Origin of the sequence: Microvirga arabica, from assembly GCF_016811235.1 — a bacterium.
GTDB classification, from domain to species: Bacteria; Pseudomonadota; Alphaproteobacteria; order Rhizobiales; family Beijerinckiaceae; genus Microvirga; species Microvirga arabica.
The window spans coordinates 28,357-53,660 of sequence record NZ_JAFBID010000018.1 but is presented as its reverse complement, the minus strand read 5'-3'; the positions used below and the strand labels follow the sequence as shown (position 1 = coordinate 53,660).

Sequence of the window (25,304 nt, the reverse complement as noted above, 5' to 3'; positions counted from 1 at the left end):
AGAGGAGAGTTGCACAAAGTTGCATCGGGATCGGCGCTTTAACCCCAATGGACTACCAGCCTGTTGGAGGTGGAGGCCTCTGGACGGTTCCCGCGTGACAAGTCCCTTGAGGTTTGCTCTAGGTTTCCCAAAACCTGAACGGATACAGATTAAGGGATGGACATGCTCGAGAGCGTCCTGATTGCCAATCGCGGCGAGATCGCGTGCCGCATCATCCGCACCGCCCAGCGGCTGGGCATGCGCACCATCGCGGTCTACTCGGAAGCCGATGCGGAGGCACTTTTCGTGCAGATGGCCGACGAGGCCCATCTCATCGGCCCGCCGCCCGCCCGCGAGAGCTATCTTCAGATCGACCGGATCATCGAGGTCGCCAAGCGCACGAAGGCGGCCTCCATCCATCCCGGCTATGGCTTCCTGTCCGAGCGCGCTGAGTTTGCCGAGGCCTGCGCGGCAAACGGCATCGTGTTCGTCGGCCCGCCGGCCTCCGCTATCAAGGCCATGGGCCTGAAGGATGCCGCCAAGGCCCTTGTGCAGCAGGCCGGTGTGCCGGTGGTGCCGGGCTATCACGGCGCCAAGCAGGATCCGGATTTCCTGCGCCAGAAGGCTTATGAGATCGGCTATCCCGTTCTCATCAAGGCGGTTGCAGGCGGCGGCGGCAAGGGCATGCGGCGCGTCGAGAAGGCGGCCGATTTCGACGCCGCTCTCGAGAGTGCCCAGCGCGAGGCTGCGAGCGCTTTCGGCGATCCGCGCGTGCTGGTGGAGAAATACATCCTCTCGCCGCGCCACATCGAGATCCAGGTCTTCGCCGACAGCCACGGCAACGTGGTGCATCTTTTCGAGCGCGACTGCTCGCTCCAGCGCCGCCACCAGAAGGTGATCGAGGAGGCGCCGGCTCCCGGTATGCCGCCCGAGATGCGCGACGTGATGGGCCGGGCCGCCGTCGAGGCCGCCCGGGCGGTGGGCTATGTGGGCGCCGGCACGGTCGAGTTCATCGCCGACGGCCGCGAGGGCCTGCGCCCGGACCGATTCTATTTCATGGAGATGAACACCCGTCTGCAGGTGGAGCATCCCGTGACCGAGTTGATCACGGGGCTCGACCTCGTGGAACTGCAGTTCCGGGCAGCGTCCGGCGAGACGCTGCCGTTCTCACAAGAGGATATTGCCATCGACGGCCACGCGGTCGAGGCGCGGCTTTACGCGGAGGATCCGGAGAAGGAGTTCCTGCCGTCGACCGGAAAGCTCTGGGCCCTGGAGTTTCCGGAAGGCGAGGGCATCCGCATCGATACCGGCGTCGAGGCCGGAGCGGAGGTCACGCCCTATTACGACCCGATGATCGCCAAGGTCATCGCGCATGGCGCGACCCGCGAGGAGGCGCTGGACCGGTTGGCCGAGGCGCTCGGGCAGACCATCGTCGCCGGCCCGAAGACTAATGCGGCTTTCCTGAAAAAGCTCTGCGAGGCAGAAGGCTTCAGGGCAGGGCAGTTCGACACCGGCTTCATCGACCGCAACCTCCACGCGCTCGGTGTCGGGCCCCAGCCACGCGACGATGTCGCCGTGTCGTTCGGTGCGGCGGCGCTCATCTCGCGGGAGATCGAGCGGCTGCGCATGACCGAACTGCAGAAGAGCGATGAGCCGTCCTCGCCCTGGTCGAATCCGGATGGCTTTCAGTTGCTCGGAGCCCGCAGCGTCGGCGTGCCGCTTCTCGTGGATGGCGAGCGGGTCGATGCCCGTGAGGTGTTCAGCCCGGAGCATCAGGGCGCGAGCACTGTGGCTTTCGGCGAGAGCGACCCCTGGGCTGACGAGGAGATCGACCAGGAGGTCGAAGCGCCGCATGGCGTCTATATCCTGCGCAACGGACGCCAGACGCTGGTGCAGCCTTACGATCCCTTCGATGTGGATCTCGAACACATGGACGAGGGCGGCTCGGTGAAAGCGCCGATGCATGGCAAGCTGATTGCGGTGTTCGTGCAGCCGGGGGACAAGGTCGAGAAGGGACAACGGCTCGCGGTTGTGGAAGCGATGAAGATGGAGCACGTGCTGGTGGCGCCCTCCGATGCGGAGGTGACTGAGATCGCCGCCGAGCCGGGTGCGCAGGTGGCGGAAGGTGCGCGCCTGATCGTGCTCAAGACGGAGGAATAGCCTGCGGCGCATCGCCGGATGTCCGATCCGCGATGCCCATGGTTGAAAGCAGACATGGCCCTTCACCTGATCAAACTCTGCGTCGGCTGCGACTCGATCACCGATCTTGAAGAATGGATTGAGGAGAACCGCGCGACTCACCGTCGGCTCGGGCGCGACTACGAGCAGACGCACACGACCCGCATGGTGCCCAAGCGCGTGGACGAGCTTTTGGGCGGCGGGTCGCTGTACTGGGTCATCAAGGGCCATGTAGCGGCCCGGCAGGCGCTTCTCGATGTCCGCCCCTTCACCGACGGTGACGGCATCGGACGCTGCCGGCTGGTGCTGGATCCGAAGGTTGTCGCCGTGGAGCCGAGGCCCTACCGGCCGTTCCAGGGCTGGCGCTATCTCGTTGCCAAGGACGCTCCGCGTGATATCGATGGAAAGGCGGGCGATCTCGCCAAGATGCCCGAAGACATGCGCAGAGAACTGGCTGAACTCGGGCTTCTCTAACTTATGTGAATCCGCGGAGGCGTTGCGATGAAGCTCCCGATCATATTCTCCCTGCTGCTGATTGCCTCAGCCGGTTCAGCGCTTGCGAAGGATTGCCGCACGCCTAACCTGCCGCCCGGCATGGAGGTCAGGCTGCCGCCAGGCTGCGAGGAGCCGTTGCCGGCAAGCCGCTCAAAGGCGGAAAGGCGTGACGGCCTCAGGGCAGACCAGGGTTTTATCAATCTCGGCAACGGCACGCAGGTGCGGATCAGCGGCCGCGTCCGGGCCGAATATGGGTTCAGCCGTTAGACTTTTTTGCTGGGGAACTTCCTGGAACCTCGCTGCCGCGATTCGCATTGGCTCAGCAGTTCAGTTGAGTGGAGGTTCCGATGCTGATGTGTGCATCCGAAGGCCGGCACTGGCGTTACGAGGTCTGTGAGCATGACGACGGTTATCTCGTCCAAATGCGCGACCTGACGACCGGAGAGCTGGATGAAGAATTCTCCACCATCTTCCGCACCCTGCCGGTTGCGTTTGCCTACGCCGAGATGTCGGCGGCTTATGAGCGCTATGCGGCCTGCGAGCTGGAGCAGTCGGAGGACGAGCAGATCGAGTTCGACGTGGAAGCCACCGAGCGTCACTTCATCGATCTGAGCGACAGACTGCACGATTCGGGCATCAACGGCGTGGTCGTCCAGGCCTGGGAGCGCGAAAGCCAGCGCGGCGCCGTTCGCCTTCTGCACTGAAACTTGATCGGACGGCAGCGGCTTCGCATTTGCAAGCCGTTGCCGCCCCTCTAGCATCGCTCCACCACGACTCACGTCGATGATGGAGTTCCCATGGCCGATCTCTCCGCCTTCCCGATCACCAGCCGGTGGCCGGCTAAAGCCCCCGACCGCATTCAGCTCTATTCCACACCCACGCCGAACGGCGTGAAGGTCTCCATAATGCTGGAGGAGACCGGGCTGGCTTACGAGCCGCACTTCATCAACATCGGCGAAAACGAGACCTGGGGTCCGGAATTCCTTTCCCTGAACCCGAACGGCAAGATCCCGGCGATCATTGATCCAGATGGACCGGGCGGCAAGCCGTTCGGTCTGTTCGAGTCGGGCGCCATCCTCCTGTACCTCGCCGAGAAGACCGGCCAGCTTCTGCCCTCCGATTCAGCGCGCCGCTACGAGACAATCCAGTGGGTGTTCTTCCAGATGGCCTCGGTCGGCCCAATGTTCGGCCAACTCGGCTTCTTCCATAAGTTCGCCGGCCGCGAGATCGAGGACAAGCGGCCGCTGGAGCGGTACCGCAACGAATCCAAGCGCCTGCTGGGCGTGCTTGAGACCCGGCTCGAAGGGCGCGACTGGATCATGGGCGAGGATTACACCATCGCTGACATCTCCCTGCTGGGCTGGGTGCGCAACCTGATCGGCTTCTACGGCGCGGGGGACCTGGTCGAGTTCGACAGCCTTAAGCGGGTGCCCGCATGGCTGGAGCGGGGCTTGGCCCGTCCGGCGGTTCAGCGCGGTCTCACCATTCCGGCGCGTCCGGCCTGAGCCTGCCGCCGCATTCTTCCAGCCGGCGATTTACATCCGCCCCATCCCGGCCCACATGTTGGGGTGGGGACATAGAACCATGATGCTTCTTTTCGGAATCGCCGCAGTCGCCCTTCTGTGGTGGCTGGGCAAGACTTACACGCGCACCGACCCGAAGGCGCTGGCGAAGGCCGTCAGGACCGTCGGCGGCGTAGCCGCCCTCGGCGCGGCCGCGTGGGTGGGGGCCAAGGGCCAGCCCGGCATGGCCTTCCTCATCGGCGGGCTCGGCGCCTGGGCGCTGGGATGGAACGTCCTCAAGCTCCCTGGTCCCTGGAGCCGGTTTCAGCCCCAGCCGGGCCGCTTCTCCCGCATCCGCTCGGCCATAATCGAGATGGAGATCGACCATGCGACGGGTGCCGTCGAGGGCAGCGTTCTGGTCGGGGCCTTCGCGGGACGGCGCCTGTCCAGTCTCGACCCTGGGAGCCTGCGCCGCCTCTATGACGAATGCAGCGCCCACGACCCGCAGGGTGTCCCCCTCCTAGAAGCGTATCTTGATCGCCGGTTTGCCGGCTGGCGTGAAAACGCTCAGGGAGATCGTGACACGCGGACGCGCACTCATGCGCAGTCGGGCGTAATGACGAAAGAAGAAGCCTATCAGATCCTGGGGCTTCAGCCGGGTGCGAGCCTCGACGAGGTCCGAAAAGCGCATCGAACCTTGATTAAGAGGCTCCATCCCGACCATGGAGGCACGGCGTATCTTGCGGCTCGTGTGAACGAGGCGCGAGAAGTCCTGCTGGGCCGACATCGCTGATACTCCACGCGCGATCCGGTGATCTTAGCCGAGACGGTGCAAGCACACGCACCGTCTCAGGGTTCTTCAATCCTGCCTCAGGCGCGGGAGGCGAAGCAGTTCACGCCGTTCTTCTTGAGCTGCTTGCAGGCCTTCGCAGCATCATCCGACTCCGAGAAGCCGGAGAAGCGGGCCCGGTAGAGGGTGCTTCCGTCGACGGTCACCTTCTCGGTGAAGGGTGAGGCCTTGCCCAGAAGCTTGCCGAAGCGGTTGCGCGCAGAGTCGAGCATCTCCTTGGCCTTGGACTCGTCATCCGTGGCGCCGAGCTGGATCACCCAGCCGGTCACCGCCGGACGCTCGACCTTCTTCGGCTCGGGGGCTTCGACCTTGAGCGAAGCGGTTTTCGTCGGAGCCTGGGCGGCAGGCGCCGCCTCGACGGGCTTTGCCTCGATCTTGGCCACCAGAGCAGCCTTCTGCGAGGCCGGGATCTGGGCAGGAGCGGCCTGCGGGGGCAGGGCGGCATAGGCCTGGGCGTTCAGCGGCAGTGGCTCCTGACCCTTTTGCCAGCGCACCGAGGAGGTGGAGGAGGGCGTCGTGGTGGAGCTTGCACCGGCTGCGGATGCCACCACCGGGCGCAGGGTGTTCAGGTCGAGCGGCTTGCGCTCCGGGGCGGGCTGCGGCGTCGTCGCCTGGGCCATCGGAGCCTCCGGGGTGGCGGACGCAACCCTGACCGGAGCCTGGACGGGAGCCGGCTCGACCGGACGGGGAGCGGGAGCTTCGGCCACCATGGTCGGCTGGGCCGAGCCTTCGACCACCGGCGGGGCGATGCGGGCGCCGGCATAGGCGCGGGGCAGATGATCGTCGATCAGGCCGGCCATCTTCTGGTCGCGGGAGGCGCCGGAACGGCCGCCGAGCACCACGGCGACGATGCTGCGGTTGGCGGTGTTGACCGAGGTCAGCAGGTTGAAGCCGGACAGGCGGGTATAGCCGGTCTTGATACCGTCCACGCCCTCGACCTTGCCCAAGAGCCGGTTATGTCCCCGGATCGTGCGCTTGCCGTACTGGAAGGAGCGGGTCTCGAAATAGGCGAAGTACTTCGGGAAGCGGTCCTGGATTGCTCGGCCGAGGATCGAGAGATCCCGTGCCGTGGTGATGTTCGGCGGATTGTGAGGCAGGCCGTGCGGGTTGTAGAAGGCCGTGGAGCTCATGCCGAGTTCCCGGGCCTTGCGGGTCATCATCTGGGCAAAGGCCTCTTCCGAGCCGGACACGTTCTCGGCCACCACAACGGACACGTCGTTGGCCGAGAGGGTGACCATCGCCTTGATGGCGTCATCGACATCGATGGTCGAGCCGGGTCGCAGGCCGAGCTTGGTCGGCGGCTGGCTGGCGGCATAGGACGACACCGTCAGGGGGGTGTTGAGGCTGATCCGGCCCCGCTCGAGCTGCTCGAATAGCAGATAAAGGCTCATGACCTTCGTGATAGAGGCGGGAATGCGCGGCGCATCGATGTTCTCGCCCTGCAGAATCTTGCCGGTCTTGGCATCGACGACGATGGAAGCGGTGGGAGGACCGTAGCCGCCGCCGGCCGGAGCCTTGCGGCGGGCTGCCTCAGCGGGAGACGTGACCGTAATGGCAAACGACGCGACAATACCAACGAGAGCCCATGCCTTTCGGTGTCCTGTCCAAACCGAATTCATGCTGAAAAATCCCTGTTTCGTTTGGTTCTTAGGCCCTTGCGCCCGGCTCTCTGAAAGGAACCGTTGCCGGCGCAACACATGCTCTGACGGTAAGGGGTTGCGGTTACGGGGGGGTTAACAGGGACGATTCGCCTGCATGGCTTGTTGTGCGTTGCACAATAAAACTTGACAGAAATTGTGCACTGCACATATAAAGCTCCGTCAGCTGCTCAGCGGCGCCGACCATCATTAAACGACTTATTGTCGAGGTTCACAATGCTTCAGCCGTTCAACCAGATTCAGAAGCTCGGCCAGGACAACCTGGATGCCACCATGAAGGCGCTCGGTGCTTTCTCCAGCACCTCCCAGGCGATCGCCACCGAGGTGGCCGAGTTCGCCCGCAAGTCGTTCGAGCACACCTCATCCACGGTCGAGAAGCTGCTCGGCGTAAAGACCCTGGACAAGGCGGTCGAGATCCAGACTGCCTACGTGAAGGGCGCCTATGACAATCTGGTCAGCCAGTCGACCAAAATGGGCTCGCTCTACTCGAACCTCGCCACCGAGACCATGAAGCCCTACGAGGGCCTCCTGTCCAAGACCGCTGCCTGACGCAAGCAGTCTCCTATCCTTTAGGATGAACGCCCGGCCTCGTGCCGGGCGTTCTGCGTTGAGGGGCTGAGCGCCCCAGAGGCCCAGCTGCCGGTTGGCCGGTCGCGAAGGCGTGACCAACATGTCGCTCTTTTCATCTGTCCTGCGACCACCCATCTGGTTGATCTGGCGAACTGAATGGAGCGACTATAGATTTGGCTGTGTGATGTGGCTCGAACCGGGATGTGAGCCACGGGCAGGGCCAGACGAGAACAAGGGGCGGTCGTCCGACGATGCTGCGGTTAGCTTACGGTACTATGACTCTGTTGAGGCAGTCTCCGATTTCGGCTGCCGGCGGGTCGGAGCCTCCCGGGAGAGATCCTGGAGGAGATGATGGCGGTCGCTCCAACACGGCCATCATCACGAAAACCAAGCCGCGCACGAAACGGCCGAACCTTTACCGCGTTCTCCTCTTGAACGATGATTACACCCCGATGGAGTTCGTGGTGCATGTGCTGGAGCGGTTCTTCAACAAGAACCGGGAAGATGCGACCCGGATCATGCTGCACGTACACCAGAACGGCGTCGGGGAATGTGGAGTTTTTACCTACGAGATTGCCGAGACCAAGGTGACCCAGGTGATGGATTTCGCCCGCAAGCACCAGCACCCTCTGCAATGTGTAATGGAAAAGAATTAGCCGAGCCCCGCTCATAAAGGACAAGCCGTTGCCGAGCTTTTCTCGCAGTCTTGAACAAGCCCTTCACCGAGCCCTCGCTCTTGCCGGCGAGCGCCGCCACGAATACGCAACCCTCGAACACCTTCTCCTGGCCCTGATCGACGACCAGGATGCGGCTGCCGTCATGCGGGCCTGCAATGTCGATCTCGACGTTCTCCGCCGCAACCTGGTGGATTATGTCGACAGCGAACTCGCCAATCTCGTCGCGGACGGGCGCCAGGATTCCAAGCCGACGGCCGGCTTCCAGCGCGTGATCCAGCGGGCGGTGATCCATGTCCAGTCCTCGGGGCGGGATGAAGTGACGGGCGCCAACGTGCTGGTCGCCATCTTCGCCGAGCGGGAGAGCCATGCGGCTTATTTCCTGCAGGAGCAGGACATGACCCGCTACGACGCGGTCAACTACATCAGCCACGGCATCGCCAAGCGCCCGGGTCTTACGGAGAGCCGCTCTCCGCGCGGGTCCGAGGAGGAGTCGTCGAACGAGCGTCCGACCCAGGACGAGGGCGACGCACGGGCCAAGAAAAAGGGCGACGCCCTCGAGGCTTACTGCGTCAACCTCAACAAGAAGGCGAAGGAAGGCCGGATCGATCCGCTCATCGGCCGCGAGTCCGAAGTCCAGCGTACCATTCAGGTCCTGTGCCGCCGCCAGAAGAACAACCCGCTCCTCGTCGGCGATCCCGGCGTCGGCAAGACCGCCATCGCGGAAGGCCTTGCCCGCAAGATCGTCCAGGGTCAGGTGCCGGAGGTTCTGAAGGGCGCGACCGTCTTCTCCCTCGACATGGGCACGCTGCTCGCCGGCACCCGCTACCGCGGCGACTTCGAAGAGCGCCTCAAGCAGGTGATGAAGGAGATCGAGGCCCATCCGAACGCCATCATGTTCATCGATGAAATTCATACGGTGATCGGCGCCGGTGCCACCTCGGGCGGCGCCATGGATGCCTCCAACCTCCTGAAGCCCGCCCTCGCTCAGGGCAGCCTCCGCTGCATCGGCTCGACCACCTACAAGGAATACCGCCAGTATTTCGAGAAGGACCGGGCCCTCGTGCGTCGCTTCCAGAAGATTGACGTGAACGAGCCGTCCGTGCCGGATGCAATCGAGATCGTGAAGGGCCTGAAGCCTTATTTCGAGGACTTCCACAAGCTCAAGTACACCAACGACGCCGTGAAGGCGGCGGTGGAGCTGTCGGCCCGCTACATCAATGACCGGAAGCTGCCGGACAAGGCGATCGACGTGATCGACGAGACCGGCGCATCGCAGATGCTCCTGCCCGAGGGCCGTCGCAAGAAAACCATCGGCATCAAGGAGATCGAGGCCACCATCGCCACCATGGCCCGGATCCCGCCCAAGACCGTGTCGAAAGACGACGCGGAGGTGCTCGCGCACCTGCAGGACACCCTCAAGCGGGTCGTCTACGGGCAGGACAAGGCCATCGAGGCGCTGTCCTCAGCGATCAAGCTAGCCCGTGCCGGCCTGCGCGACGCGGAAAAGCCCATCGGCTCCTACCTCTTCGCCGGCCCCACGGGCGTCGGCAAGACCGAGGTTGCCAAGCAGCTTGCCACGTCGCTTGGCGTCGAACTCCTGCGCTTCGACATGTCGGAATACATGGAGCGACATACGGTCAGCCGCCTGATAGGCGCGCCTCCCGGCTATGTGGGCTTCGACCAGGGCGGTCTCCTGACTGACGGCATCGACCAGCATCCGCACTGCGTGCTCCTGCTTGACGAGATCGAGAAGGCTCATCCGGATCTGTTCAATATCCTGCTCCAGGTCATGGACCACGGGAAGCTGACGGATCACAACGGCAAGCAGGTCGACTTCCGCAACGTGATCATCATCATGACCACGAATGCGGGCGCCGCCGACATGGCCCGCCCGGCCTACGGCTTCACCCGCACCAAGCGGGAGGGTGACGACACAGAGGCCGTGAACAAGCTGTTCACGCCGGAGTTCCGCAACCGCCTCGATGCCATCATCTCCTTCGGTCACCTGCCCAAGGAAGTGGTCCAGAAGGTTGTCGACAAGTTCGTCATGCAGCTGGATGCCCAGCTCGCCGACCGCAACGTGTCGATCGAGCTCACTGATGAGGCCCGCGAGTGGCTGGTCGAGCATGGATACGACGAGGCCATGGGCGCCCGCCCGATGGGCCGTCTGATCCAGACCACCATCAAGACGCCGCTCGCCGACGAGGTGCTCTTCGGGCGCCTCAAAGAGGGCGGGGCCGTCAAGGTCGTGGTCAAGACCGACGAGATCGGCCTGCAGAGCTTAGGCTTCGAGTATGTCGAAGGCCCGGTAAAGCCGAAGCCCGAGAAGGTCGTGACCAACGCCAAGAAGAAGCCCAAGGCGAAGTCCGCGTCCACGAAGGCGAAAAAGTCGGTGAAGCCGAAGGGCTCCGATGGTAATGGAGGCGGAGGTGTCCGCACCGTTCCGAAGGTTCCATTGGTTAGAGCATGACGTCTGAAATTCACGAGGGGCCGCTACAGGCCTCCCGCACCCTGGATGCTCCGGCGAAGGTCTCGTGGCGCGAGAAGCGCTACCAGCGCCGTCGTCGGCGCGTCTGGTTCGAGGAAATTCTCGGCTGGATCCTCGTGCCGGTGATCATTCTTGGCTGCTACTGGTTTCTTGAAGTGGGCCTGAATGCTCTCGGCACCTCGCCGGCGGCGATCATGGAAGGCATCGAGGCCATCATAGCCACTCTCTGAAGCCCAATCCTCGGCCGAGCCTGAACAAAGCCGTACCGGATCACCGTCCGGTACGGCTTTTCTTTGTTCCCTCAGGCGATCGGGGCGTCGACAGTACAGATGATCCCGGTGAGGGCGAAGTCGATGGTCGCTTTCCCGTGAAGATCCTGAGCGAGGCTGCGCTCGATGAGCCTGATGCCGAAGCCGCGACGTTTGGGAACTTCGACCGCCGGCCCGTTCGTCTCGGACCAGGTCAGATGCAGGCGCTTGTCCGACCCATCACTTATAGACCAGGCAATCCGCACCTCGCCGCGCTCATTGGACAAGGCGCCATACTTCACCGCGTTCGTGGCGAGTTCCTGCAGGGCCATGGCGATGGCCAGCGCCATGCGCGGCGAAAGGCGGACATCCGGCCCATCCATGTGGATGCGCCTCTCACGCTCGTGCCGATAGGGGGCCATGGCCTCGCGGACGATTTCAAGGAGACCGGCGCCTTCCCAGTTTTCCCGCGTCAGCACATCATGAGCGCGGGAGAGGGCGAGCAGGCGCGCCTCCATGGCGGAGCGGGCGCCTTCCACGGTGCCGGCATTGCGCAGCGTCTGGGAAGCGATGGATTGAACGGTCGCCAGGGTATTCTTGACCCGGTGGTTCAACTCATTGATCAGCAGCTGCTGGTGCTCCTCCCAGCGCTTGCGCTCGGTGATGTCCATGACAACGCCACGGGATCTGATGATGCGGTCCTCCTCGTCCCGCACGTATTCACCCCGCCCATTCACCCAGCGGATCGCGCCGTCGGGCATCATCAGACGGAGCGTCCATTCGAAGTTGCGGAAGCTGGTATCCTCCTGCTCCCTGTCGCGCTTATCGATGATCTTTGAGACATCATCGGGGTGATAGCGGGCCCGGATATCCGCAATCGTCAGCACATGATCGGGCGGGTAGCCATAAAGCTCGCTGAGACGCGGTGAGGGGTTCATCCTGCCCTTGATGTGATCGAAGTCGAAGATGGCGAGCGAGCCGGCCTCAAGGGCAGCCATCAGTTCCGCTTCTCTCTCGATCAGCGTCTCCTCGGCTTCCTTGCGGTCGGTGATATCCAGAAGAACGCCGATCGTTCTGGTCGGAAAACCGTCGGGACCAAGCAGCATCTCGGCGCGCATCAGGAACCAGCGCAGCGCCCCGTCCACTCTGTAGAAGCGATACTCGACCTCGAAGAACCGCTCTCCCTTTTTGAGGGCACCCATCGCGGTGGCACTCAGCCGCTCACGGTCTCCGGGGTAATAGCGGGTTCGGACCTCGGCGATGTCTAGTTCCGCATCCGCCGCATATCCGAGCATCCGGTTGAGCTCGGGGCTTGCCGTGATGCGGTCGGTCGCCGTTTCATGTTCCCAGACGGCCATGCGGCCTGCGTCGATGGCCAGCTGCAGGCGATCCTGGCTGCCCCGCAATGCGGTTTCTGCGCGGGCGCGCTCGACGGCATCCCACGTTCGCTCCGCAACGTCTTCGATGAGTTTGACTTCATTCTCGTTCCAGAGGCGAGGGGTACGATTGTGGACGTAGAGGGCCGCCACCATGCGTCCCTGCTTGATCAGGCTCACCGTGACCACGGCGGACGTTTCCAAGTATGCGAACGCTGCCAGATGCTCCGGTGAATTGGTGCGTGAATCGACCGAAACGTCGTGGACTGCAAGAGTCTCCCCTCGTTTGAGGGCGCCCTGGATCTCGGGTCCAAAGGCTGCGAGATCATGGGTTCCGGTGTGATGCGCGACGGTACGGTCGGTCCAGTTGCGTTCCGTGGTGAAATAACGAGCCGTCTCTTCCACCTCTCCATAGCCGACGCGGCTGGTTGCGAGATGGGCACCCAGCATCTCCTGGGCTGCTGTGATCACCTCGATCGGCTCGTTGAGGCCGCGCAGGCGGTCGCTTAAGCGGACAAGAAACTCAAGCCGCTGCTCGCTCAGGGCTTTTGAAGTCGTTTCATGCACGATGCAGAGAACGCCCGCCACATCGCCCGCCTCGTCATGGACGGGGCTGTAGGAGAAGGTCCACCATGTCTGCTCCGGAAACCCTTTCCGTTGAAGGGTAATCGGCAGATCCTCGAAATAGCTGGCTTCGCCGGCGAGAGCGCGCTCCGCAATGGGCCCCATGACATCCCAGGCTTCCGACCAGATCTCGCGAAAGGTACGGCCGAGAGCCTCGGGCTTCGTGCCCAGCATCGGCCGGTAGGCGTCGTTGTAGAAGGCAGTCAGCTCCGGCCCCCAGACCATGAAGGTCGGAAACTTCGAATGGAGCATCATGCTCACGGCCGTGCGCAGGGAGTGTGGCCATGTCTCGATGGGGCCGACCGGAGTCGACGACCAATCGTACTGGCGGACGCGCTCGCCCATGGTGCCGCCCTTGGCAAGGAAGTCCGGCAGAGGTGCGAGACGATGTTGCATCACGGGGGCTACCAGCAGGTCGGGTTTGAAGTCATCCAAGAATCGAGAAACCTGAAACGGCAGAAATTCGTCTCTGTTGGGCCGCACCGGGGATTGTAAGGAGACCATTCCATGAAGTTTCGACGGGATGGAAGGAGGGTTTGAGGTCAGCAAGACACATATGAACCGTCATCCCATGATTTCTAGGACTCTGATATCGACTTGTCGGCGCTTTTAGACCAAGGGCGGTCTCCTCTTCCTACCTTGCTGGTTTGACCTTGTTTAAGGTGCCTCCTAGCCTCAATGAGATTGCGAATCCGCAACGGCACTTTCTTGGCGGCTCGGACGAACGCGAGGTCCCCATGACGACATTGATCGGCCTGTCAGGCAGCTTGCGGCAGGCATCCTACAATTCTGCGCTCCTTCGCGGCGCTGCCGGCATAATGCCGGCAGGTTCGGAACTCGTCGTCGAGACCATTCGCGGCATTCCGCTCTACGATGCGGATCTGGAGGCATCAGAAGGAATCCCGGAGAAGGTGACGGCACTGAAGGATGCCATCGCGGCTGCGGATGGTCTGCTCCTGGTGACGCCGGAATACAACAACTCGATCCCGGGCGTGTTCAAGAACGCCATCGACTGGCTCTCGCGCCCGGACTCCGACATCAAGCGTGTTTTCGGAAACAAGCCCGTGGCCGTGATCGGTGCCTCACCTGGCGGGTTCGGCACAATTCTGTCCCAGAATGCATGGCTCCCGATCCTGCGCACCTTGAAAGCCGATTTCTGGTCCGGCGGCCGCCTGATGGTGTCGCGGGCCGGGACGGTGTTCAATCAGGACGGCACCCTGGCCGATCAGAAGATCGAGGACCAGCTTCGGAAATTTCTTGAGGGCTTCGTCGCCTTTGCGCGTGCGGCCCGGCAAGGTGCGCCTGCGGCCAGCGCCTAATCCTCTTCCCGATGCTTGAACGGGGTCGCTTCTTCCAGTTCCTCGGCCGCCTCCGATACGTAGAGGCGCTCCTGATCGAGATAGGCCTGCACGGCCCGGCGCAGTCCAGGATCGGCGATGTCGTGCGCCGATGAGGTGAGCACGGGCCTGTAGCCCCGCGCCAGCTTGTGCTCGCCCTGCGCTCCCGCCTCGACCCGGTCGAGGCCGCGTTCGATGGCGAATGCGATGGCCTGGTAGTAGCAGACCTCGAAATGCAGAAACGGGTGATCCTCGATGCAGCCCCAATTGCGCCCGTAGAGGCGTTTGTCGCCGATGAAGTTGATGGCGCCTGCGATATAACGGCCATCGCGCTTTGCCATCACGAGCAGCACCCGGTCCGCCATGCGCTCGCCGATGTGCGAGAAGAAGAGGCGGTTGAGATAGGGCCGGCCCCATTTGCGGGAGCCCGTGTCCATGTAGAAGGCGAAGAACGCGTCCCAATGCGCCTCGGTGATGTCCTTGCCCGTCACCCATTCGACCGTGATGCCGTTGGCCAGAGCATCACGCCGCTCGCGCCGGATGGCCTTGCGCTTGCGCGAGGCAAGCGCCGCCAGGAAGCCGTCGAAGCTCCCGTAGCCGTCGTTGAACCAGTGAAACTGCTGGTCGTTTCTGAGCAGGAACTCCTCGGACGTAAAGGCTTCGAGATCGTCCTGCTGCAGGAAGGTCGCATGGATGGACGAGGCGCCGGTCTGATCCCGCAGCGCCCGCAGGCCGGCGATGAGGTAGGAGCGGGTCTCCGCCGCCTGAGGGCCGTTCGGCACGAGGAGGCGAGGGCCGGTGGCGGGCGTGAACGGCACTGCCACCTGGAGCTTGGGATAGTACCGCCCACCGGCCCGTGAATAGGCATCCGCCCAGGAATGGTCGAACACGTATTCGCCCTGAGAATGGGATTTCAGGTAGCAGGGCGCGGCGCCCAGGATTGTCTCAGCTTCGTCCTCGACAAGGATATGCAGGGGTGCCCAACCGGTCTTGGCGCCAACGCAAGCAGAATCCTCAAGCGCCGAGAGGAAGGCATGAGACACGAACGGGTTGAACGGTTCGTCGTCGCCGGATCCTGTGCCGAAGGCACAGGCATCCCATTGGGCGGCAGGAACGGCCTTCAGGCCCTGGGCAATTTTGACTTGGACGTTCACTGGGTGGAAGGACCCCGCCGTTAGGGATTAAGAGCTAATCACTGGACGGGATCCTTGCAACCGTTAGGGCAGAAAGCCCTCGAAGACCATCTGATCCGCGTGCTTCTCCGCGTGAGCGCGTTCCTCAGGCGTCCGCACCGTCCAGGTCATGACCGGCAGGTTCCCGAGGAGCCTGCTGAGATGGGTCGAAGCGCAGGGGATGTCCTTCACGCGCCAGGACAGGAAGTGCGGCTGCGACTCCCCGAAATGGAGCAGGTTCGCCATCCGGTGCTTCTTCTCGGGCGTCAGGAAGTTGTCGGCCTTGGACGCGTATTCCAACTCGCCGATGAACCCGCGTGTGATGTTCGGGGCATGCTCGCGCAGGTGGGTGACGATGTCCGGATCGAAGGATTTGATGACGAGCGGGCCGTCGTAATCCTTGATGATCTCAATAACCCGCTTCGTCAGCCGCATGTCCCCGTTGAATTGGCTCTTGATCTCGATGACCAGCGACGTGCGGCCGGCGATGGTGCCGAGATAATCCTTGAACGAGGGAATCTTGTCTCCGCCTTTGGCGCCGGCGATGTCGATCCGGGTCAGATCGGAGAGCTTCCGCTCGGCCACCAGGCCGGTCTGGCCGGTGAGGCGGTCGAGCTCGAAATCGTGGAAGACGATGGCTTCATTGTCGGCGGTCAGTTGAACGTCGAGCTCGATAGGAAAGCCGCGCGCGATGGCGGCTTCCGCGGCCGAGACCGTGTTCTCGATGATGCCCTCGGGTTTATTGTGAAGGCCGCGATGGGCGATGGGCTTCGCGACGAGCCAGCCGGGGATGCTCATTGGACTTCGAACATCCCTTCGACTTCGACGCAGGCATCGAGCGGCAGCTCGGCGACGCCGACGGTGGAGCGGGCGTGGCGCCCGGCATCGCCCAGCACTTCGACCATCAGGTCCGAGGCGCCGTTCATGACCGGGGCAAGAGCGGCAAACGTGGGCACCGCGTTGATGAAGCCGCCGAGGCGCACGCAGCGCGTGACCTTGTCGAGGTCGCCGACGGCGGCCTTCAGCTGGGCGAGAAGATTGATAGCGCAGAGCCGCGCGGCCTCCTGGCCGACCTCAGGCGAGACCTCGGCGCCGACCTTGCCCTTGTGGGCGTCGGCCATCTTGCCGTCGAGCCCGAGGCAGAGCTGCCCGGAGATGATGACGAGGTTGCCGGTTCGGACGAACGGCACATAATTTGCCACCGGGGCCGCCGGGGTCGGCAGGGTGATCCCCAGTTCCTGAAGTTTCTTGTCGACTTTGCTCATGGAAGCCTCGATCGGTGTGACATCATCCGGACGGAGTAGTGGCGGATGAGCCGGAAGGACGCAAGCGGGAACATTGCCCTGTGGGCAGGAGCGGCCTATCTTGGCTGCCGTTGCGTCGGGAGAAGATATGCGTTTGTTCGTTATGGCCTTCGGCCTGTCCATCGCCTCGCTGATGCCCGCCTTCGCGGAGACAGCCAAGGCCCCGGTTCAACTCGCGCCCCATCGGGCCGTCTACGATCTGTCGCTCCTGCGGGCGGGCGGCTCCAACGGGGTCGAGAGCGCGAGGGGGCGCATCGCCATGGAATTCGGCGGCGATGCCTGCGATGGCTACACCCTCAAGTACCGCCAGGTGACGATCCTCAACAGCAGCGAGTCCGGCGCCAATACCATGGATGTTCAGACCGCCACCTATGAGACCGGCGACGGCCGCTCCATGCATTTCAAGTCCACGTCGTTCCGGCAGGGTATGATCAAGGACAGCGAGGTCGACGGCGACGCCAAGATCACCCCGGACGGCATGCTCAACGTGGATCTCAAGCAACCGAAGAAGACCGCGTTCGGCTCCTCCGGCGAGACGGTGTTCCCGACCGAGCACCTCAAACGCCTCATCGAAGCTGGGCGCCGGGGCGATACGACCCTGTCGGTGAAGGTCTATGACGGCTCCAACAAGGGGGACAAGGTCTACGACACCCTCGGGCTGATCGGCCGCAAGATCGAGCCCGGAACGGCCCTGGCGTCCCTGGAGGAGCCCGTCCGGAAGGACGATCTCGCCTCGCTGGCGCGCTGGCCGATCACCATCAGCTATTTTGAGGAAGGCAAGGGCGACCGGACCCCGGTCTACCGGATCTCCTTCGAGCTCTTCGAGAACGGCATCAGCCGGGACCTCAAGCTCGATTACGGCGATTTCGCCCTTAAGGGCGAGCTGAAGAGCCTCGACGTCCAGAAGCCGAGCCCCTGCCAGCGCTAGAGCATGGTCTCTGCCGGCTAAGGCTTGCGCAGCACGATTCCCTTCTGCAGGGCGCCCACGCCGAACTTGTCGCGGATCTTGTCGATGGCGGCTTCCATATGGGCCTGCCGCACTACGGACTGGTCCGCAAGATCGCCTTTATCCGCGTCCGCCGCATCGCACAGATCGGCGGCGCCGATGCCGATGAGGCGGAAGGCCGTGCCGTCGCAGGAGGCCTTGAGGAGCTGCCGCGCCGGGTCGAACAGCCGGGCGGCAAGCTGTGTCGGCGCAAAGCCCGAGCGGGTGCGGGTGATCAGCCGGAAGTCCTTGTCTTTCAATTTCAGGGTCACGCTGCGCCCGGCCAGGCCCGATTTCTTGAGGCGGCGCGAGACTTTCTCGGAGAGCCGCCAGAGGATCGGCTCGAGTTCGTCGAACGAGCGAAGGTCCGTCTCGAAGGTGGTTTCCGCCGAGATGCTCTTGGTCTCCCGCTCCGGCGTCACCTTCCGATGATCCTCGCCCCAGGCGAGCCGTGACAGTCGCTGCGAGTCGCGACCGAGCGCCTCGAACAGTGTCTTCAGCTCGACGGTGCGCAGATGCGCGATCTGTGTCACGCCCACCTTGGCGAGCCGGGCTTGAGCCGAGGCGCCGATTCCGGGAATGATCCCGACCGCCTTGTCGGCCAGGAAGTCGGCGGCTTCCTCCCGGCCGATGATCGAGAAGCCGCGCGGCTTCTGGAGGTCGGAGGCGATCTTGGCCAGGAACTTGTTGTAGGACAGACCGACGGAGATCGAGATCCCGATCTCGATCTCCACCTTGCGGGCGAAGCGCGCCAGCGTCAGGGCAGGGCTGCCGTGGTGCAGGCGCTCCGTGCCGGTGAGGTCCAGGAAGGCTTCGTCGATGGAGACGGGCTCCACCAGCGGCGTCAGTTCCAACATGAGCTGACGCACCTCGCGGCCCGCCTTGCTGTACTTCTCGCCGTTCGGCTTGATGACCGTCGCATGCGGGCAGAGCTTGAGCGCCTGGAACATGGGCATGGCGGAGCGCACCCCATAGATGCGCGCCATGTAGCAGGCGGTCGAGACGACCCCGCGCTTGCCACCGCCGATGATCACCGGCTTGTCGGCGAGGCTCGGATCGTCCCGCTTCTCCACGGCGGCGAAGAAGGCGTCGCAATCCACATGGGCGATGGAGAGGCTGTCGCGCTCCTTGTGCCGCAGCAGGCGAGGGGACCCGCAGGCCGTGCACCGCGCCGCCAGGGGGCTGGCAGACAGTGTCAGGCAGTCACGGCAGAAGGGTGCGTCGCTCATGGGACAGTGCGGCTATTCGAACTCGGAGGGGGACAGGGTCCAGCGGGCGCTCATGATGTGCTCCGGCTTGGTGTTCAGCTCCTGGGCCAGGGCGATCAGCAGCGGCTCGTCGGAGACCACGTAGTCGAGGATCCCGGCGAAGAAGCCGGGCGACGAGGCGGCCGAGCGGATATTATCCGGCCCCAGGCCCGAGACGGCGAGAAACCGTCCAAGGCGCTCCTCGTCGCTCGTGATGAAGGCGAAAGCCCCCACTGCGACATTTTCGGCCTCCTCGCGGGTAACTCTTTTTAAGGGTGTGTTCATGCTGTCAGTTTGCATTTCATCAATAGGTTTGGACCTAACTATACCATCAGACGAAAATTCGGGCCGGTGAAGTGCGTTTTGGGCCCCGGGATAGCGCCAATGAAGAAGACCGTACTCATTGTTGAGGATAACGAACTCAACATGAAGCTCTTCAACGATCTCCTCGAGGCCCATGGCTATGCGACCCTCAAGACCAGCCATGGCATCGAGGCCATGGAACTGGCCCGGGCTCACAAGCCGGACCTGATCCTCATGGACATCCAGCTGCCCGAGGTCTCCGGTCTCGAGGTGACCCGCTGGCTCAAGGCCGACGAAGAGCTCAAGTCGATTCCCGTCATCGCCATCACGGCATTCGCCATGAAGGGCGACGAAGAGAGGATTCGGGAAGGCGGCTGCGAAGCCTATATGTCCAAGCCGATCTCGGTGGCCAAGTTTATCGCGACCGTGAAGACTTACCTTGAGGCCGATACGAAGCCGGCATGATTTGACCAAATCCTTAGTCGGGGTGAATCCGACGGCTGAGCAAGCGGATTCATCTCCTTGAGATACCTTCGCTTTAAATTTTTTGGGAAAATGCCGCTTTTTGGCCACATGGGCGCTTGCAACGCCTCATGTTTCCTATACGTTCGACCATAGTTTCCGCCGTGAGCGGAAGAAATGCCCTACGGATGCTCAGGTCCGCCGCATCTCCTGGGACTTCGTGGGCTCGGCCAGCCTGGGAGCAGATGTTGCCTCCTCAACGCTGCTCCCGGCTGGCCACCAACTTTTTCCAATAAGGCGCCGCAAGGCGCCTTTTGTTTTGGCCAGCTGAGCTCTCAAGCGGGTTCGGATCGAACCTCCTGTTTCTCCAAGCGAATCAGCTACATACCTGTTTACGCCAAGCTTGGCCGTAAGGAAATATGCCCTTAGGTCAATCTGCTTCCCGCGCGATGCGGGATGCGATTCCGATCCTGCCCTGCTAGCTTAAGCCGACGCTTTTACAAACGGGATGAGGGATCATGGACCACCGCACACCTTCCTTGCCGCCCAAGACCGCGCTGACCCGCTTCTCCGTCTCTCCCCTGTCCACCATGACCCGGCGCCTCGCCGATGTGGCGTCCGGCCGGGCGCCGGCCGACCTCGTGATCACCGGCGCCCGGGTGCTCTCCACCTACAGCGAGCGCATCACTTCCGAGCGTGAGGTCTGGATCGCCGGCGGACGGATCGCCGCCGTGAAGCCGGCCGGTTCCTACCGGCAGGTCGCGGGCTCTCCTGGCATGGTCTACGACGCCAGGGGCGGCATCATCGCCCCGGGACTCGTCGACCCGCATATCCATATCGAGAGCAGCATGATCACCGCCTGCGCCTATGCCGAGGCAGCGCTGCTCAACGGCACCACCACGATCTTCTGCGACAGCCACGAGATCGGCAACGTGATGGATGCAGCTGGCATCGAGATGATGCTGGAGGATGCGCGCCATGCGCCGCTCTCCATCTTCCTCACGGTTCCCAGCACGGTCCCTGCCACCACGCCGGATCTCGAGACGGCGGGCGGCGACCTGACTCCTGAGAAGATCGCGGCGCTCTTCGATCGCTGGCCGGAAGCCGCGGCGCTCGGCGAGAAGATGGATTTCGTGCCCGTCACCATGGGCGACGAGCGCAGCCACGCGATCCTCGCGGCGGCGCTGGAGCGCGGTAAGCCCGTGTCGGGTCACATCTACGGGCGCGAGTTCGTGGCGGCCTATGCGGCGAGCGGCGTCACCGACACGCACGAGGCCATAGACCGGGACATCGCCGACGATCTGCTCGATGCCGGCGTGTGGATCTTCCTGCGCGGCGGCCCGCCCACGACGCCGTGGCATTCGCTGCCTGAGGCCATCAAGACGATCACGGACCTTGGCTCCTCCCACAAGCGCATCTGCGTCTGCACCGACGACCGCGATGCCGACGACCTGATGATGTTCGGCATGGACTGGGTGACGCGCGAAGCCCGCCGCTCAGGCATGAACCGCGAGCAGGCCTGGAGCATGGGATCGCTTCATCCCGCCACACGCTTTGGGATGGACGGAGAGATCGGCGGCCTCGGCGGCGGACGCCGCGCCGACCTCGTGCTGCTCAACGACGACCTCGACGTGCAGAACACCTGGTATGGGGGCGAGCTCGTGGTCGAGGCGAAGAGGATCACGCCCATGCTCGATCAGGCCCTCTCGAACCGCTACCGCTACCCAGGCGAGGCCTATCGCACGGTTCATATCCCGAGCGTACCGAAGCTGATCCCGGATCTGCCGAAGGAGGCCTGCACCGCCAACGTGATCCGCGTGGCGCTGCCGGGCATTGTGCTGTTCCATGACAAAGTGCAGTTGCAGAAGGAGGAGAACTGGGACGCTCTGCTCTCCAAGAACGACCTCACCTTCGTGACGGTGATCGAGCGCCACGGCCGCACGGGCGGCAAGGGTGTGGCGCTTGGGCTGCTCAAGGATTTCGGCCTCAAGAGCGGCGCGGTCGCGAGCAGCGTCGGGCACGACTCGCACAATGTCATTGTGGCCGGTACCAACGAGGCCGATATGCGCGTGGCGCTCGAGACGCTGATCGAGAGCCAGGGTGGCGTCTGCGTGGTCGATCAGGGCCATGTCGTCGCCATGGTGCCGCTGCCCATCGCGGGTCTTCTCTCCGACAAGCGCGTGACGGAAGTGGCGGAAGAAACGCGTGCGCTGAAAGTTGCGTGGAAGAAGGCCGGCTGCAAGATTCCCTATATGGGCTTCAACCTGATCCCGCTCTCGGTGATCCCGGAGATCCGCATTACCGACAAGGGTTTGGTACTGGTGCCGGAGATGGAGCTGGTGCCGCTTTACGAGGGGTAAGTTCTCAGCGGGGGGCGGTGGCGTCGAAAGCAGCGACCGCCTCACGCATCGCGGCCACGAAGGCGGGATGCTGGTAAAGTTCGTTGTGTCCCGCATCCATGATCGTGCGATCAAGAACAAGATTGGGAATGGCGCTCCGCAAGGGCACAGTCCGACGCGGCGGGACGATAGTGTCGCGGCCTGCTGCAATCAGTGCCGTAGGCGTCGGCCGATCCTTCACCAGATCGATGGTCGGCATGTGATGGCGCAGGAGAAGGCCCGTCGGCGCCCAGGAGAAGTGCTCCCGCGCCAAAGCCTTTAACGAGTCGAACGGCGTGACGAGGATCAGGCCTGCGAGTTCCCGGTGGTGTGCGAGATTGGCCGCGACACCGCTGCCGATGCTGAAGCCGACCGCAACCACTTTCCGAGGGCGCTCCTGTTGCAGGTGATCGAAGATCGTCAGCGCATCCGCGAGCAGCGCCTTCGCGCTGGGCTCTCCGCTGCTCGGCGGATAGCCGCGATAATGGAAGGCCATCACCTCATGATCGGGAAAGAGCCCATGCAGGGTGAGCGCAACGGCATCCGCATTCCAGGCATTGCCGCCGAAGCCGAGCACGAGCGGCTTCTCGCCAGATGCCTTTCCAAGCCGCACACCGATGAGGCGATCGCCATCGGGCGTGGTCAGTTCAAGTCTCTCCGCGGATGATGGCAGTGGAGGGCGATTGGCGGCCGCCATCTGTGCCGGGAACAGCATCCTGGTCTGAAACAAGGCCGTCACAAGAATGAAGCCAGCGTAGAGCAGGGCTATGCCGAGGACGAGGGTAAGAAGCCACATCGGTGCCGACCTGGATGTTGGAGCCACAGGCACGTCAACTCCCCGGAGGCGTTTTGGTGCGCTCCGCAGCGAGTTCATCGGTGCGGGCGAGCAGATCGCCGAGGTTTTTCTGGAACTGCTCGAAGGCGAAACCCAGGGCGAAGACCTGTCCGAATGCATGACCCGGTAGCTCGCGAACGAGTGCATCGGCGCGCAGCGCGTCCGCATCTCTGGTGAAAGCCTCCAGGGCTGCGCGGAAGGCTTCGGCGTCCGGCGGCTTCGTGTGATGTCGCAGCGCGTCAGCCAAGTTCAGGAGCAACGCACGCGTAGTCTGATGCAGCGTCGTGAGCGAGGGCCTGAGCCTGTCCAGAACCGGAGCGGGCAGGGGAGCGGACGCCGCGCGGCCGATCATCACGAGGTCATGACGCACCCGGTAGAGCGTGCGAATGAGCGGCTCGGGATCGGGCGCCTCGGTGAGGTGGGTCCGGCGCTCCCGCGCCGCTTCCTCGGCGGCGGCTTCCGCCTTCTTCAGGGCCGAGCGGATCTGAGGGTGTATTTTTTGTAGGGCCGAGCGGCCGGTCTGGGCGTCAGTCAGCTCGTCGATGAACACGGTGACGAGGTCCGCGTTGAGCGACACGACTTTGGCGGCCGCGTCCGTCATCAGATTATGGGCCCGCGCGGGCAGCACGAACACGGCAACGAGCACGCCCACCACGTTGCCGAGCGTGATCTCCAGCACCCGGTCCATGGCCGAGGCGAGAGGGCCGATGGTCTGCCCCGTGGGCGGCAGCAGCATGATCAGCGACGTGATCGGTGCCACGCGGAAAGCCGGTCTGACGGCCGCAAGCAGCGCCAGCGGGAGCAGAGCCGCGGTAATGGCGAGCCCGAGGGTGACAGCCGAGCCATGCGGAATGAGGGCAGCAATCACGCCGCCATAAACGGCCCCCGCGAGCGTGCCGCTAAAGCGCTCCACGGCAGCCTTGAGGGAGCCGCCGACGCTCGCTTGCATAACAACGACAGCCGTGATCACCGCCCAATAGCCCTGCGGCATGTCGAAGAAGCGGGTGACTGCATAAGCCAGCACACCCGCGATGGTGACACGCAATGCCAGCCTCAGCTCCGCGCCCCGTGTGCCGAGGCGTTCGCCTGCCCGCTCGATCCACCCAGACAATGCCATGCGATTCTCCGAAAGCGGAGCATAGAGCGTGGTTCGCAGGATCGCCTACGGGAATAGCGGTTGGCGGGGCGAGACTATTCGTGCGGAAGAACCACGAGGCTCGATCCGCAATCGTCGCAGACGCCGAGGCTGGGCGACGCGATCATCTGTGACGTGCCGCATTCCGGGCAGCCCTTCAGGGCCATCCTGAGGGATCCCACCATCCGATGGGCACTTTCGCGATGGGCCTCACTTGCCTGGACGATGCTCTCGAACATGGCTGCCTCCCTTGTGGCGCCAAGATGCTGCGCCTCGCCGGCAGGCTCGTCAACGAAGCTTTCTGGGTATTCAGGCCGGTTCCCGGTGGCCTGTCGTCAGCATCGGTTCGAGACGTGTGACGAAGCACGCCATGACGGAGAACAGGCCGAAGAGAACATGCGGCCAGAGCACCCGATCTGCGAAGCCGAACAGGAATGGCGAGGCCGCCAGCACGATCCCGCCGATCCCGTCGAGGATCAGATGCATGGGCATCGGCAGGATTTTCAGGAGGCCGAGCTCATAGGCTGTCACGACGGAATACAGGATCGCTCCTACGCCGAACACGATGGCCACCCATGTGGCGGCCGCCACATCCGCAAAGCCGAAGAGCCATGGGCTTGCCATGAGGGCGATGCCCCAGAGGTAGTCGATCACGCCGTGGGCGCGGGTGGGAAGGAAGCGCATGGTGGTGTTCTTTAGGCCTGTGCCGCGCCTTGCGCACCACCGAGGTTGTGCTCGAGCCACTGGATGATGTCACGGCTCTCCAGGATCGGCTCTCCGTCGGCGACAAGGCAGGGCACCTGGGTCTTTCCGGTCAGCTGCGTGAGCCTGTCCTTCGCGCCCTCCGTCTCGTTGACCTCCAGGTACGCGATCCGGTCCTGCAGGCCGCGCTCCTCAATGAAGTCGCGGACGCGGGCCGAATAGGGGCAGGCCCATTTGTGGATGAGTTCGAGCTTCAAGATCGCGTCCTTTCGAGGCCTATCACTTGAGGGAGCGGCGCCGGCGGCGGAGCAGCGTGGCGATCCCGACAATGAGGCCGGACAGCACGATGATTGTGCCGATCGTCATCAGCCAGATGGCGCCGCCTTCCATCGGATCTCTCCCTCAGGGTCTGTTCGCCAACGTCGGGGGCGCGTGCCTGTTCCGCGACAAGCCGGCCTTGTGCGGGCCCCCATCCGCGCTAGTTCGCGGTCATCGGCAGGAGGACGCGGCGGCGCATGAGCAGGATCGAATGGCGTCAGGATCGGGTGGCCGGCGTGCCCCTCAACCGCCATGTCGGCTTCGTGGGGTCCGTCGAGGTGGGCAGCGTGGCCTATGACGGCAGCAACCGGTTCTGGATCTGGTCGACGCCCCTGCAGGAGGACGTATGGGGCTATGGACCCACGGAACAAGCCGCCAGGACAGCCCTCGAATTGTGGCTTGCATCCTGGCTGGAGAACTTCCGGCCATTCTTCCAGGCCGGCAGCGAGCCGCCGCCAGCCTGAACGATGCTGAGGGTGCG

General features: G+C 63.6%; 27 protein-coding genes. 15 read left to right on the top strand and 12 right to left on the bottom strand.

The features are described from left to right. Positions 1-162: 162 nt before the first annotated feature. The 6 genes from JQC81_RS11770 to JQC81_RS11745 all read left to right on the top strand — a co-directional run bounded on the left by JQC81_RS11770 (position 163) and on the right by JQC81_RS11745 (position 4,947). Positions 163-2,139, top strand: coding sequence for an acetyl/propionyl/methylcrotonyl-CoA carboxylase subunit alpha (locus JQC81_RS11770; protein ID WP_203271999.1), 1,977 nt, complete (start codon positions 163-165; stop codon positions 2,137-2,139). Between the two features lie 54 nt (positions 2,140-2,193). Further along, positions 2,194-2,631 (top strand): DUF1489 family protein, encoded by a 438-nt coding sequence (locus JQC81_RS11765; RefSeq protein ID WP_203271998.1) that lies wholly within the window; start codon positions 2,194-2,196, stop codon positions 2,629-2,631. Between the two features lie 27 nt (positions 2,632-2,658). Next, entirely contained in the window at positions 2,659-2,919 is a 261-nt protein-coding gene (locus tag JQC81_RS11760; RefSeq protein WP_203271997.1) for a hypothetical protein, read from the top strand. Positions 2,920-2,999: 80 nt separating this feature from the next. Continuing rightward, complete coding sequence (locus JQC81_RS11755) at positions 3,000-3,356, top strand: hypothetical protein (protein ID WP_183451146.1); 357 nt, start codon at positions 3,000-3,002, stop codon at positions 3,354-3,356. A gap of 93 nt (positions 3,357-3,449) precedes the next feature. After that, entirely contained in the window at positions 3,450-4,157 is a 708-nt protein-coding gene (locus tag JQC81_RS11750) for a glutathione S-transferase N-terminal domain-containing protein (protein ID WP_203271996.1), read from the top strand. A gap of 79 nt (positions 4,158-4,236) precedes the next feature. After that, positions 4,237-4,947: a DnaJ domain-containing protein gene (locus tag JQC81_RS11745; protein ID WP_203271995.1), complete on the top strand. Its 711-nt coding sequence runs from the start codon at positions 4,237-4,239 to the stop codon at positions 4,945-4,947. 77 nt (positions 4,948-5,024) lie between these two features. Here the strand turns inward: JQC81_RS11745 and JQC81_RS11740 are convergent, their stop codons facing one another. Continuing rightward, complete coding sequence (locus tag JQC81_RS11740; RefSeq protein ID WP_203271994.1) at positions 5,025-6,623, bottom strand: D-alanyl-D-alanine carboxypeptidase; 1,599 nt, start codon at positions 6,621-6,623, stop codon at positions 5,025-5,027. 255 nt (positions 6,624-6,878) lie between these two features. Between JQC81_RS11740 and JQC81_RS11735 the strand changes: the two genes are divergently transcribed. From JQC81_RS11735 to JQC81_RS11720, 4 genes are all read left to right on the top strand, one after another. Next, positions 6,879-7,211 carry a phasin family protein gene (locus tag JQC81_RS11735; RefSeq protein ID WP_203271993.1) on the top strand — a complete coding sequence of 111 codons (333 nt, stop codon included), beginning with the start codon at positions 6,879-6,881 and terminating at the stop codon, positions 7,209-7,211. Between the two features lie 296 nt (positions 7,212-7,507). After that, the gene (gene clpS, locus JQC81_RS11730; RefSeq protein ID WP_376772393.1) at positions 7,508-7,888 is read left to right on the top strand and encodes an ATP-dependent Clp protease adapter ClpS; all 381 of its coding nucleotides are present in this window, start codon (positions 7,508-7,510) and stop codon (positions 7,886-7,888) included. A gap of 28 nt (positions 7,889-7,916) precedes the next feature. After that, on the top strand, positions 7,917-10,379 hold the full coding sequence (gene clpA, locus JQC81_RS11725; protein ID WP_203271991.1) for an ATP-dependent Clp protease ATP-binding subunit ClpA: 2,463 nt from the start codon (positions 7,917-7,919) through the stop codon (positions 10,377-10,379). Beyond that, positions 10,376-10,627: a hypothetical protein gene (locus JQC81_RS11720; RefSeq protein ID WP_203271990.1), complete on the top strand. Its 252-nt coding sequence runs from the start codon at positions 10,376-10,378 to the stop codon at positions 10,625-10,627. Before clpA ends, JQC81_RS11720 begins: the two co-directional genes overlap by 4 nt. A 71-nt stretch (positions 10,628-10,698) precedes the next feature. Here JQC81_RS11720 and JQC81_RS11715 read toward each other — a convergent pair whose 3' ends face one another. Then, positions 10,699-13,080, bottom strand: coding sequence for an HWE histidine kinase domain-containing protein (locus JQC81_RS11715; RefSeq protein WP_203271989.1), 2,382 nt, complete (start codon positions 13,078-13,080; stop codon positions 10,699-10,701). 302 nt (positions 13,081-13,382) lie between these two features. Between JQC81_RS11715 and JQC81_RS11710 the strand changes: the two genes are divergently transcribed. Beyond that, entirely contained in the window at positions 13,383-13,964 is a 582-nt protein-coding gene (locus JQC81_RS11710) for an NADPH-dependent FMN reductase (RefSeq protein WP_203271988.1), read from the top strand. On the opposite strand, the gene JQC81_RS11705 is transcribed toward JQC81_RS11710, so the two are convergent. From JQC81_RS11705 to JQC81_RS11695, 3 genes are all read right to left on the bottom strand, one after another. Continuing rightward, positions 13,961-15,136: a GNAT family N-acetyltransferase gene (locus tag JQC81_RS11705; RefSeq protein ID WP_203271987.1), complete on the bottom strand. Its 1,176-nt coding sequence runs from the start codon at positions 15,134-15,136 to the stop codon at positions 13,961-13,963. The two genes, JQC81_RS11710 and JQC81_RS11705, sit on opposite strands and share 4 nt — an antisense overlap. Before the next feature lie 63 nt (positions 15,137-15,199). Then, positions 15,200-15,952: a glycerophosphodiester phosphodiesterase family protein gene (locus JQC81_RS11700; protein ID WP_203271986.1), complete on the bottom strand. Its 753-nt coding sequence runs from the start codon at positions 15,950-15,952 to the stop codon at positions 15,200-15,202. Next, entirely contained in the window at positions 15,949-16,419 is a 471-nt protein-coding gene (locus JQC81_RS11695; RefSeq protein WP_036353649.1) for a RidA family protein, read from the bottom strand. Before JQC81_RS11695 ends, JQC81_RS11700 begins: the two co-directional genes overlap by 4 nt. Positions 16,420-16,546: 127 nt before the next feature. On the opposite strand from JQC81_RS11695, the gene JQC81_RS11690 reads away from it, so the two are divergent. Then, entirely contained in the window at positions 16,547-17,386 is an 840-nt protein-coding gene (locus JQC81_RS11690) for a cell envelope integrity EipB family protein (protein WP_203271985.1), read from the top strand. A 17-nt stretch (positions 17,387-17,403) separates the two neighbouring features. On the opposite strand, the gene JQC81_RS11685 is transcribed toward JQC81_RS11690, so the two are convergent. Both JQC81_RS11685 and JQC81_RS11680 read right to left on the bottom strand, forming a co-directional pair. Beyond that, positions 17,404-18,672, bottom strand: a complete 1,269-nt coding sequence (locus tag JQC81_RS11685) for a DNA polymerase IV (RefSeq protein WP_203271984.1) — start codon at positions 18,670-18,672, stop codon at positions 17,404-17,406. Positions 18,673-18,684: 12 nt separating this feature from the next. Continuing rightward, the gene (locus JQC81_RS11680) at positions 18,685-18,975 is read right to left on the bottom strand and encodes a DUF3572 domain-containing protein (protein WP_246520368.1); all 291 of its coding nucleotides are present in this window, start codon (positions 18,973-18,975) and stop codon (positions 18,685-18,687) included. Between the two features lie 99 nt (positions 18,976-19,074). Between JQC81_RS11680 and JQC81_RS11675 the strand changes: the two genes are divergently transcribed. Together JQC81_RS11675 and JQC81_RS11670 are read left to right on the top strand one after the other, a co-directional pair. Next, positions 19,075-19,458 (top strand): response regulator, encoded by a 384-nt coding sequence (locus JQC81_RS11675; RefSeq protein WP_203271982.1) that lies wholly within the window; start codon positions 19,075-19,077, stop codon positions 19,456-19,458. A gap of 515 nt (positions 19,459-19,973) precedes the next feature. Further along, positions 19,974-21,815: an adenine deaminase gene (locus JQC81_RS11670; RefSeq protein WP_203271981.1), complete on the top strand. Its 1,842-nt coding sequence runs from the start codon at positions 19,974-19,976 to the stop codon at positions 21,813-21,815. 4 nt (positions 21,816-21,819) lie between these two features. Here the strand turns inward: JQC81_RS11670 and JQC81_RS11665 are convergent, their stop codons facing one another. The 5 genes from JQC81_RS11665 to JQC81_RS11645 form a co-directional block, all read right to left on the bottom strand. After that, complete coding sequence (locus JQC81_RS11665; RefSeq protein ID WP_203271980.1) at positions 21,820-22,629, bottom strand: alpha/beta hydrolase; 810 nt, start codon at positions 22,627-22,629, stop codon at positions 21,820-21,822. A 34-nt stretch (positions 22,630-22,663) separates the two neighbouring features. Continuing rightward, on the bottom strand, positions 22,664-23,785 hold the full coding sequence (locus tag JQC81_RS11660) for an FUSC family protein (RefSeq protein WP_203271979.1): 1,122 nt from the start codon (positions 23,783-23,785) through the stop codon (positions 22,664-22,666). Positions 23,786-23,859: 74 nt separating this feature from the next. Then, complete coding sequence (locus tag JQC81_RS11655) at positions 23,860-24,042, bottom strand: hypothetical protein (protein WP_203271978.1); 183 nt, start codon at positions 24,040-24,042, stop codon at positions 23,860-23,862. Between the two features lie 70 nt (positions 24,043-24,112). Further along, positions 24,113-24,487: an SPW repeat domain-containing protein gene (locus JQC81_RS11650; protein ID WP_203271977.1), complete on the bottom strand. Its 375-nt coding sequence runs from the start codon at positions 24,485-24,487 to the stop codon at positions 24,113-24,115. 11 nt (positions 24,488-24,498) lie between these two features. Then, positions 24,499-24,762: a glutathione S-transferase N-terminal domain-containing protein gene (locus JQC81_RS11645; RefSeq protein WP_203271976.1), complete on the bottom strand. Its 264-nt coding sequence runs from the start codon at positions 24,760-24,762 to the stop codon at positions 24,499-24,501. Positions 24,763-25,020: 258 nt separating this feature from the next. Between JQC81_RS11645 and JQC81_RS11640 the strand changes: the two genes are divergently transcribed. Next, positions 25,021-25,287, top strand: coding sequence for a hypothetical protein (locus JQC81_RS11640; RefSeq protein ID WP_203271975.1), 267 nt, complete (start codon positions 25,021-25,023; stop codon positions 25,285-25,287). The last annotated feature ends 17 nt before the right edge of the window (positions 25,288-25,304 follow it).